The organism is Rhodococcus sp. T7, from assembly GCF_009872365.1.
Classification (GTDB): domain Bacteria; phylum Actinomycetota; class Actinomycetes; order Mycobacteriales; family Mycobacteriaceae; genus Rhodococcus_F.
Genome location: NZ_WXYH01000006.1, coordinates 19,354 through 28,212, shown reverse-complemented (window position 1 = coordinate 28,212; position 8,859 = coordinate 19,354). Strand labels below are relative to the sequence as shown.

The 8,859-nt window shown below is 63.4% G+C and carries 11 protein-coding genes and 2 pseudogenes; 8 read left to right on the top strand and 5 right to left on the bottom strand.

The genetic code is table 11. The features are described from left to right. Positions 1-318: 318 nt before the first annotated feature. Both MLGJGCBP_RS00930 and MLGJGCBP_RS51260 read right to left on the bottom strand, forming a co-directional pair. Positions 319-552: a hypothetical protein gene (locus tag MLGJGCBP_RS00930; protein ID WP_007297969.1), complete on the bottom strand. Its 234-nt coding sequence runs from the start codon at positions 550-552 to the stop codon at positions 319-321. Between the two features lie 303 nt (positions 553-855). Further along, positions 856-1,074, bottom strand: a pseudogene (locus MLGJGCBP_RS51260) (alcohol dehydrogenase catalytic domain-containing protein); the annotation flags it as partial. 532 nt (positions 1,075-1,606) lie between these two features. Here MLGJGCBP_RS51260 and MLGJGCBP_RS00920 point away from each other — a divergent pair. The 6 genes and pseudogenes from MLGJGCBP_RS00920 to MLGJGCBP_RS00895 all read left to right on the top strand — a co-directional run. Then, complete coding sequence (locus MLGJGCBP_RS00920) at positions 1,607-2,827, top strand: alkane 1-monooxygenase (RefSeq protein WP_007297971.1); 1,221 nt, start codon at positions 1,607-1,609, stop codon at positions 2,825-2,827. Then, a complete protein-coding gene (locus tag MLGJGCBP_RS00915; RefSeq protein ID WP_007297972.1) occupies positions 2,827-3,012 on the top strand; it encodes a rubredoxin in 186 nt (61 codons plus the stop codon). The genes MLGJGCBP_RS00920 and MLGJGCBP_RS00915 overlap by 1 nt, the downstream gene beginning before the upstream one ends. Position 3,013: 1 nt before the next feature. Further along, positions 3,014-3,199 carry a rubredoxin gene (locus MLGJGCBP_RS00910; RefSeq protein ID WP_007297973.1) on the top strand — a complete coding sequence of 62 codons (186 nt, stop codon included), beginning with the start codon at positions 3,014-3,016 and terminating at the stop codon, positions 3,197-3,199. Between the two features lie 5 nt (positions 3,200-3,204). Then, the gene (locus tag MLGJGCBP_RS00905) at positions 3,205-4,458 is read left to right on the top strand and encodes an NAD(P)/FAD-dependent oxidoreductase (protein ID WP_050785278.1); all 1,254 of its coding nucleotides are present in this window, start codon (positions 3,205-3,207) and stop codon (positions 4,456-4,458) included. Further along, positions 4,451-5,104: a TetR/AcrR family transcriptional regulator gene (locus tag MLGJGCBP_RS00900; protein WP_050785266.1), complete on the top strand. Its 654-nt coding sequence runs from the start codon at positions 4,451-4,453 to the stop codon at positions 5,102-5,104. The genes MLGJGCBP_RS00905 and MLGJGCBP_RS00900 overlap by 8 nt, the downstream gene beginning before the upstream one ends. Positions 5,105-5,247: 143 nt before the next feature. After that, positions 5,248-5,435 (top strand): annotated as a pseudogene (locus MLGJGCBP_RS00895) (IS6 family transposase); the annotation flags it as partial. A gap of 207 nt (positions 5,436-5,642) precedes the next feature. Here MLGJGCBP_RS00895 and MLGJGCBP_RS00890 read toward each other — a convergent pair. Further along, positions 5,643-5,921 carry a hypothetical protein gene (locus MLGJGCBP_RS00890; RefSeq protein WP_007297976.1) on the bottom strand — a complete coding sequence of 93 codons (279 nt, stop codon included), beginning with the start codon at positions 5,919-5,921 and terminating at the stop codon, positions 5,643-5,645. Next, positions 5,918-6,121, bottom strand: coding sequence for a three-helix bundle dimerization domain-containing protein (locus MLGJGCBP_RS00885; protein ID WP_007297977.1), 204 nt, complete (start codon positions 6,119-6,121; stop codon positions 5,918-5,920). Before MLGJGCBP_RS00885 ends, MLGJGCBP_RS00890 begins: the two co-directional genes overlap by 4 nt. A gap of 351 nt (positions 6,122-6,472) precedes the next feature. Here MLGJGCBP_RS00885 and MLGJGCBP_RS00880 point away from each other — a divergent pair, with 351 nt between their 5' ends. Beyond that, a complete protein-coding gene (locus MLGJGCBP_RS00880; protein WP_007297978.1) occupies positions 6,473-6,997 on the top strand; it encodes a DUF6328 family protein in 525 nt (174 codons plus the stop codon). Between the two features lie 130 nt (positions 6,998-7,127). Continuing rightward, a complete protein-coding gene (locus tag MLGJGCBP_RS00875; RefSeq protein WP_007297979.1) occupies positions 7,128-8,591 on the top strand; it encodes a CYTH and CHAD domain-containing protein in 1,464 nt (487 codons plus the stop codon). A gap of 95 nt (positions 8,592-8,686) precedes the next feature. On the opposite strand, the gene MLGJGCBP_RS00870 is transcribed toward MLGJGCBP_RS00875, so the two are convergent. Then, entirely contained in the window at positions 8,687-8,833 is a 147-nt protein-coding gene (locus MLGJGCBP_RS00870) for a hypothetical protein (protein WP_157234259.1), read from the bottom strand. Positions 8,834-8,859: the final 26 nt, after the last annotated feature.

Below are 8,859 nucleotides of genomic sequence, written 5' to 3'. Positions count from 1 at the left end.
TCCGCCGAGTACGCCTTCATCGCCATCAGTGACATCTCTTCCTCTGGGACCTTCACGACCCAGTGTTCACGATGTCCACACTTGAGGGGGAACCCCCACCAACCTCCGAGCGAGCAGAGCACGACATTGACCGGTCGCTTCGGACTGCAGCAACGACAAAGAAGCGTCGTGCATGAAATGGCCGACAAACAATTTCGAATGGGCGGTACACGGAAGAGCGGAGTCAACGCTCCGTGACAACACCACCTACCAGCCCACACCGACTGCGATCGCCCGGCATAATCAGATTTTGGATCACGATCACGTTCGAGGGCCGGATCAACGCGAAGAACTAAACCGCTGTGTCAGAGGCGGATCCACCGCAAGTCGGAAAGTCCCGGTACTTTTGCTGCGCACGACGCCTGATTCAAGCCTGCGCCTATTGCGGGGTGACTCCGCCGTCCGCCCGACTTTGTCGTAGATGTGACCGCACACGTGGATGATGATGGGGATCAATGCTGGAGAAAGCATGAAGATCACCAGCGGGACGAACCAGTAGATGAACTCGATCATTGCGGTACCTCTTTGTTGGTCGGAAGTATTCGATGCGCCTCGGCGATCCAGTCGACCTCAAGGGGCCTCCCGTGCCGTGTGTGGGAAGGGTGTGGTCCGGGCGATCACGTCCGAAGGAGGGCGGCCGAACTCTGCGCGGTACGCGGCGTAGAAGCCGTCCATGAAGAACCGGTGTGCCGGGCCGTCGGGGAAGGGGGAGAGCCCGGATCGAGATTGCGCTGCGGGTGCTCGCGGTCCAGCTGGCGACGACCGTCTGATCTCCCTGGTTGGAGGGTAGTGACAAGCTGGTTCCGAGATGGCTGAGCCCGATCCGATCTTGGGGATGACCCCGGCACCCTCGTGGCCCCCGACTACAGGGAAGTGCATCGGGATGTCGCCTGTGACCAAGTGCTCGTCCGAGTGGCACAGTCCGCTGGCGGTGAGCCTGACCATCGCCTCGCCGGGCTTGGGGTCGTCTAGGTCGAGTTCTTCGACCTGCCAACTTCTCTCCGAGCCCCCACAAACTGCAGCCTTTGTCTTCATCCCACTCTCTCCATTCCACGAGCCGATCACGGACTCTCCTCACTATGCGCGTGTGGTCTACGTCACCGCGCGGTCCGCACGTGCCAGGCTTGGCCCGTACGCGCCAACCGGGAGCCCCGGGGGGGTGGGAGTCGTGGTACTCCGCAGGTGAGTTTTTCGCCGAACAATCTCTCCTGTGACCACCCGGTGCGCGGTCGACCGGCAGTCGGTTCCGGTAGGCGCTGTCGGACGGGCCACCACTGCAAGGGATGAAGCCGCGACCCTCACCTCGGATCATCGCTGTCTCGAGAGGCCGTTCGTGGTTGAGCATGCGGCTGGTTCCGTGTGGCTGCGAGCTTCCTTCCTGGCGTTGGCATCGAGCGAGAAGCGCCCTGGACGCCGGGGTGCGGACTTGCGGTGGCCATCTGGCGCGATCAGCCGGGGGTATACAAAATAGCATCGGTGTATAGACAAATTACAGATCGTCTGTAGTGTCAATACCTGAGTGATCCAGGGCATAGTCCCGAACTGGTCCCGAAGGTGAGGAGTAGAGGTGACGACGAACGTGAATACCGAGTCGCACATTCCTGTCGAGGAATGGCGTGACAAGAAGCGACACTTGTGGCTGCTGGGGTTGATTCCACCGACGGCCGTCTTCCTGGGCGCGGCGTTGGTCTGGGGATTTAATGAGCTCGGCTGGAACGCGGTGTCACCGATCTGGTGGTGGATCGGTGTGATGCTCCTGTTCGGGCTGCTTCCTGTTCTCGACATCTTCTTCGGGCCCGACGGCCAGAATCCGCCGGAGGAGGTGATGGAGCGACTCGAGAACGACAAGTACTACCGCTACTGCACGTATGTGTATATCCCGTTCCAGCTGGCGAGTCTCGTCTTCGCGTGTTACCTGTGGTCGGCGGACAATCTCGCCTGGCTGGGGATTGACGGGGGATTGAGCTGGATCTCGAAGATCGGACTCGCGTTGAGCATTGGGGTGATGGGCGGAGTCGGTATCAACACTGCACATGAGATGGGTCACAAGAAGGACGAACTCGAGCGCTGGCTGTCGAAAGTGACTCTGGCGCAAACGTTCTACGGGCACTTCTATATCGAACACAACCGAGGGCACCACGTGCGTGTGTCTACGCCGGAAGATCCTGCCAGTGCACGGTTCGGCGAGACGTTCTGGGCGTTTCTTCCACGCAGTGTGTGGGGCAGTCTCAAGTCCTCCTGGGAACTCGAAAAGACCCGCATGCAGCGACTCGGCAAGAGCACGTGGAGCATCCACAATGATGTACTCAATGCCTGGGCAATGTCGGTCGTGGTGTTCGGCGCACTGACCATCGGTTTCGGTGTCGAAATCGTTCCATTTCTGGTTATCCAAGCCATCTATGGCTTTTCTCTACTCGAAACCGTGAACTACCTCGAACACTATGGGCTGTTGCGGCAAAAGACCGCGAGTGGTCGGTACGAGCGATGCGCACCAGTGCACAGTTGGAACTCGGACCACATCTGCACCAACATCTTTCTGTACCACTTGCAGCGGCACAGTGACCACCATGCCAATCCGACCCGCCGCTATCAGACGCTTCGCAGTATGGACGGTGCGCCGAACCTCCCGAGTGGCTACGCGAGCATGATCGTCCTCGCCTATGTTCCGCCGATCTGGCGCACGGTAATGGACAAGCGGGTTCTCACCCACTACGACGGCGATATCACACGGGTGAACGTTCAGCCGAGCAAGCGTGAGAAGGTCCTATCCAAGTACGGAGCGAAGTAATGGCACGTTATCGATGCCCCGTCTGCGACTACGTGTATGACGAACGTACTGGCGCACCACGAGAGGGATTCCCGGCGGCAACCCGATGGAGTGCTATCCCCGAAAGCTGGTGCTGCCCGGACTGCGGAGTGCGGGAGAAAGTCGATTTTGCACCCGTGGACACCGACACGACGACAAGGAGTTGACATGAACTCTGATTTCAAGCTGTACCGATGCATTCAATGCGGATTCGAATACGACGAAGCCGAAGGCTGGCCCGAGGACGGCATCGCGCAGGGTACTCGATGGGACGATATCCCTGAAGACTGGAGTTGCCCGGACTGCGGTGCCGCGAAAGCGGACTTCGAAATGATTGAAGTGGCCCGCTCGTGACGACGATGGTGATCGTCGGTACCGGCATCGCCGGCGCAACTGCAGCGGAGACTCTACGGGCAGAGGGCTTCTCGGGAAGAATAGTGATGGTCGGAGACGAACCGAGCCTCCCTTATCGGCGGCCGGCGCTCTCCAAGGACTTGCTTGCAGGCACAATGACAGCCGAGCGGGCGCTCCTCAAATCCGACACCGCGTGGACCGAGAAGGACATCGACATTCGTTCGGGCATCAGCGCCGAAACGATCGATCCAGAACGGCGAACCGTGGCGCTGTCGGACGGCGAGACACTCACATTCGAGGCGTTGCTACTGGCAACAGGCGGACGAGCACGTGAGTTCGCCACCCGCTCAGGCGAGCGAATCCACACGTTGCGAGGCCTCGCGGATACCACGTCGCTGCGGGATGCGATCATCGGCGCAGGGTCTGTCCTGATCGTCGGCGGTGGGTTGATTGGGTCCGAGGTGGCGGCAACCGCGCGCTCGCTCGGAACCGAGGTCACGATTCTCGAAGCGGCGGAAGCGCCGTTGATCAGGATTCTTCCGCCGGCGATCTCGAAGATGTACCGCCAACTCCATGCCGAGCATGGAGTCACCATGGAAACCGGTGTCAGTCTCACCAGCCTGACCTTGGATGATCACGGTGTCGTGGCCACGGACACCGAGGGGCGCACATGGTCCGCCGGAATGGCGCTGGTGGCGATCGGGATGGCGCCGAACACCGAACTGGCTGCATCGGCTCGGCTTTCAATCGACAACGGCATTGTCGTCGATGAGCATTTCCGCACCTCGGCGTCGGGGATTTACGCGGCAGGCGATGTCGCGAACTGCCCGAACCCGATTATCGGAGGCAGACACAGAACCGAGCATTGGAACAGCGCCATGTCTCAGGGGGCGGCTGCGGCGAAAGCCATGCTAGGCAGGCCCGCGCTCTTCACCGAGGTGCCGTGGGCGTGGTCCACGCAGTACGGCCACAATCTCCAGTTCGCTGGCTGGCCCCGGGCCGACGATGATTTGATCGTCCGTGGCTCCCTCGACGACCGCAACTTTACGGCGCTGTTCAGTAGGAATCGGATGCTCGTCGGGGCTGTGTCGGTGGGACGCCCCAAGGACATCCGCGCCGCGCGGGAATTGATCCAACATCGCAGCCCCCTCGATCAGCAGGCTCTCAGGGACGAAGACACCTCACTGGCGGACCTCGCCGCCATACGGCGAGAAACTGCCCCGCGATCGGTGGCCCCCATCGATTCCGTCCATGGCTGACAACATTGCTCCGGGTGTGCCGGTGATCGGACGTCCCCGCGCACGCGCTCGTATTCCCTACGCGGAGGCAACCCGGTCGTTGTTGCATCAGTCGATACTCGATGCGATGGGGGACTTGCTGCGAACCAAGGATTGGTCCGAAATCACCATGACTCACGTCGCCGCGTCGGCAGGAGTGAGTCGTCAAACCCTGTACAACGAGTTTCAGTCGCGCCATGGTCTCGCTCAAGGCTACGCACTGCGGCTGACCGACAGTTTCGTGGAGGCACTCGACGAAGCCGTCTATACGAACACGGGTGACATGCACGGAGCATTGCTCGGGGGATTCTCGAGATTCTTTGCTGAGAGCGGTTCCGATCCCTTGGTGCAATCTTTGCTCACTGGTGATCCGAAACCAGACTTGCTGCGTCTGATCACCGTCGAGAGCGCCCCCCTCATCGAACGCGCAAGCGGGCGTCTGAGCACCACATTCGGACACAGTTGGGTGCAGGCGTCCACGGAGCGTGCCATGGTCCTCGCCAAGGCCATCGCACGGCTTGCGATTAGCTATATTTCGATGCCTCCGGACTCCTACGGCGATGTGGCCGAAGACATGGCCAAGCTCTTGACGCCTTATGTCCTTGCATCCACGCCAGTGGTGGAATGAGGCACGGCGCATCGTCGACGGATGTGAGAGAGAACAGGACAGGGTCATACCTTCACCGCCGGGCGAGGTGCACAACGTTGACGATCACCTAGACGGCATTGTCAGGTTGGTGAACAGCCCAGTCGCTGGGAGGATTGGCGGTCGTGGTCACTGCAGCGTCGTACAAGGGATTCCGGTATCCGCGCGAGAGATCTCGCCCATTGCGTTGTGGCTGTATCACCGGTTCCCGCTCAGTTTCCGTGAGGTCGAGGAGCCGATGCTCGAACGCGGCGTCGTCGTATCGATTATGTGGACAAATTGCGTCTGTCAATCTTCCGGGCAGGCCGGGGCAACTGGATCCTCTGCGATCAGTGACCATCACCGCCTGGTGGCCCCAGATCGGACTGGCCCCCACAACCGCGACCATGACCCTCGAATCGGTTGGGAACCCGCGCCGTTAGCAAGCACACGGATCCGCCACTCTCGACGAGCGGGTGGAGGGCTCCCCGCGCGGCCGGTGATACCGCACTCGGAAACTGTGAGCTGTCCCCGGGCGGGGTCAGGCGAGTGCTGGTGGGTCGCGCCGGATCACCTCGGGAAACCGGAACACGAGCGCATCGACGAGTCGGTGCACTTCGAACAGCTCACCACGCAGGCCCGCGACCTCGGCACCCAACTGGTCGGTTAGGCGGCGTTGGTGGTCAGTGCGGGCGCGGTCGGCGAGGGCTTCTGTGGACTCGATACGCTGGGAAAGAACGTCGATCTCCGTGTCCAATTGGTCGAGGAAAATACGCGCCTGCGCCGCGTCGGAAGCATCCGCCACTGCCCCGACAGTCATGTCTCGATCAACGCGGCGAGCTTGGCGGTCGCCGCCCGCTCGATGAGCAACGGAACGAAATCTCGAATGCGCCCGCTCGTGAAGTGGGCGGCCGCTTCTTCCACGGCGGTTCCGACTGCCTCCCGCGATGCGGTCGGGAACTTCGTAAGCAGCCGCGTGGTGACCTGCGAGATCTGGCGTGCTTCTTCCGCGGAATTCATACTACGAATCGTGCTGGCCCAAGTCCTTCCGCGTCAATCCAGCACCGGTCCTTCCGCGTCAATCCAGCACCGGAGGTCTGTGACCAACGCATCTCCTGGCAAGAAGCTTCACCCGCTGCTCGCCAGCCTTTCCGTCGGTGTCAGCTCGCTTGTGCACACCGGCGAGTCAGTCTTAACTTTCGCGACATCGCGCACCGCCAGGCACCTGAGGGAGACGTCGCAGCCCTGCCGGGCTGACCCGCAAATCGGGCGCCTCCGACGGCACCAGCCGTCCACAGCTGACGGGCGGAGACGCCCACCGGCGGCAGTTGCGCGGGTTCCATCAACCATAAAATCGGGTACTGCCTGGGCATGGACAGCGCAGAGGACCGGGACGACGCCGCATGGAACCGCCGAGTCCGCAACGAAACCGACACCCAGCGACTCGACCGCAACTGGAACAACCTGCTGCAGGAACTCCGTGTCGCGCAGACCGGTGTTCAACTTCTGACCGGATTCTTGCTGACCCTGCCCTTCCATCAGCGTTTCGAGGAGCTGTCGGGCGCTCAGGAAGTGATCTACCTCGTGACCGTCGCCCTGTCGGTGACCGCGACGATGATGCTGGTCGCGCCGGTCGGCATCCACCGGCTGCTGTTCCGCCAGCATGCCCTTCCCACCCTCGTCGCAACCGGACAGCGACTGGCGATCGGCGGCATCGCCGTCCTGGGGTTCGCCCTCGTCGGCGTGGTCCTGCTGATCTTCAGCTTCGTGGTCGACATGACCACCGGGATCATCGCGGCCGCAGCGGCGATGCTGATGTTCTTCGGCCTCTGGATCCTGCCGGCCCTGCGCAGCCGTTGCTCCACCGACGATGACCAGGCACCTGAGACGGTGTGAGCCGGGTTGCGTCGCCTCGTTGAGCGCCCTGGTGGGCACGCCCTGCCCCACCGGGTTCGCCACCCGACCGAGCCCCTCACCACCGGAAAGTCAATCGCCGCGGACCCTTGGTGGGGTGCAGACTGGACTCATGGTGTCGACGCAGCGCGAGCGGGAAGACAAGTACGACGTGGGCCTGCATTTCATGCTGCCGGATCTGGGAGGGCTGGTTCCCGCCGGTGGGCGGATCGAGGCCGGCGCGGCGAACCTGAGCAGTGTCTACTACGACACCGACGACCGGGACCTGCTCCGCCAGCACGTCACGCTGCGTCGGCGCACCGGTGACACGGACGGCGGGTGGCAATTGAAGGTCCCCGCCGACAAGGCCCGCACCGAGCTGACACTACCGCCCGCCGATAGGGAGGCGGTTCCCGACGAGCTGGCCACCCTGGTCACCGGGGTCGCTCTGGGTAAACCCCTGCACGAGGTGGCGGCGCTGTCCACCGTGCGGCGCACCCAACGCCTGCTCGACCGGGGCGAGCAGCTTCTCGCGGAGGTGGCCGACGACCTGGTGCACGCCACCGTCGCCGGGGACGTCGCCGTGGTCAGCGAATGGCGGGAAGTGGACGTCGAACTCGGCGATGGCGGCGGGAAGTCCCGGCGCGCCAAGGTGGCGACCAAGGTCGGCAAATGCCTCACCAAGGCCGGTGCCAGGCCGTCACCGCACGCGTCGAAGCTCGATCGCGCGCTCGCCGCCAACCAGCACGCACGCGCCGCCGACGCAAGGGCCACGGCGGAACGGGTGCTCACCGAGTACCTCGACGCCCAGGTCCAGGCGATCGTGGCCGGCGACGTGTGGCTTCGCCGCGGGCTGGACCCGATCCATTCCACCCGGGTCGGTATTCGACGGTTCCGCAGCACCCTGCGCGTGTTCGGCAAACTCCTGGACCCCACGGCTGGAGCGAAGCTCGACGCCGAGTTGTCCTGGTACGCCGGTGTGCTCGGTGAGGTGCGGGACCGGCAGGTGCAACGGCAGCGGTTCGCGGAGAAGGTGGCCGACCTGCCGGGCGAGCTGGTGATGGGACCGGTCGCCGCCCGCATCGAGGGCGATCTGCTCGCCGAGCAACACCGCCACCGCGGCCACGCGATGGAGGCCATCGACAGCGACCGCTACCGGGCGCTGATGGCCACCTTGGCGCAGTGGCGAACCGACCCACCGTTCACCACGCCGGCCGATTCGCGTTCCGTCCGCAAGGCGACACGCAAGGCCGGGCGCAAGGCAAACAAGAGACTGACCACCGCGGTCGCCGACACCGACGACGCGGCGCTGCATCGGGCGCGCAAGGCCGCCAAGCGGGCCCGCTACGCCGCCGAACTCGCCAGACCGGTCCTCGGTAAGAAGAAGTCCAAAAAGAAGGCCGCAAAGTACAAGAAGATCCAGACGGTACTGGGCGAGCACCAGGACTCCGTCGTGGCCGCCGAGACCCTCCGCACGCTCGGCGCCCGCGCCGGATCCACACCGGGCGAGAACGGGTTCGCGTTCGGGCTGCTGTACGGGCTCGAACTGCAGGCAGCCCAGCGGGCGCGAGCGGACGCCACGCGCCTCGTGAGCTGATCCTCCGGTCGGTGGCCTTCCTGATCGCGCAGATCGTGGATAGGCCGCATTTCCGTTGACAGAGCAACGCAGAGGAGCGTGTGACGGGGCGCCGGTCAGGTCGGCTCGGTGGCCCTCCCGCCGGTCATGGTTGCCGCCTGCGGGTCGGTACGGTCCATCCGCTCGAGATGGGCCTTGATCCACTCGGTGGTGTGGGGCCGCGCGGAACGCGGGGGCGTGTATTCGGCCGGTCCGTCGGTCATGGGCGTTCCCCTGAGGTGCCGGGAAC

Excerpts from the sequence above, each read along its gene's own strand:
- MLGJGCBP_RS00900 (WP_050785266.1), top strand. The coding sequence starts at position 4,451 with ATGGCTGACAACATTGCTCCGGGTGTGCCGGTGATCGGACGTCCCCGC.
- MLGJGCBP_RS00910 (WP_007297973.1), top strand. The coding sequence starts at position 3,014 with ATGAACTCTGATTTCAAGCTGTACCGATGCATTCAATGCGGATTCGAA.
- MLGJGCBP_RS00885 (WP_007297977.1), bottom strand. The coding sequence starts at position 6,121 with ATGAATTCCGCGGAAGAAGCACGCCAGATCTCGCAGGTCACCACGCGG.
- MLGJGCBP_RS00870 (WP_157234259.1), bottom strand. The coding sequence starts at position 8,833 with ATGACCGACGGACCGGCCGAATACACGCCCCCGCGTTCCGCGCGGCCC.
- MLGJGCBP_RS00880 (WP_007297978.1), top strand. The coding sequence starts at position 6,473 with ATGGACAGCGCAGAGGACCGGGACGACGCCGCATGGAACCGCCGAGTC.
- MLGJGCBP_RS00915 (WP_007297972.1), top strand. The coding sequence starts at position 2,827 with ATGGCACGTTATCGATGCCCCGTCTGCGACTACGTGTATGACGAACGT.
- MLGJGCBP_RS00875 (WP_007297979.1), top strand. The coding sequence starts at position 7,128 with ATGGTGTCGACGCAGCGCGAGCGGGAAGACAAGTACGACGTGGGCCTG.
- MLGJGCBP_RS00905 (WP_050785278.1), top strand. The coding sequence starts at position 3,205 with ATGGTGATCGTCGGTACCGGCATCGCCGGCGCAACTGCAGCGGAGACT.
- MLGJGCBP_RS00890 (WP_007297976.1), bottom strand. The coding sequence starts at position 5,921 with ATGACTGTCGGGGCAGTGGCGGATGCTTCCGACGCGGCGCAGGCGCGT.
- MLGJGCBP_RS00930 (WP_007297969.1), bottom strand. The coding sequence starts at position 552 with ATGATCGAGTTCATCTACTGGTTCGTCCCGCTGGTGATCTTCATGCTT.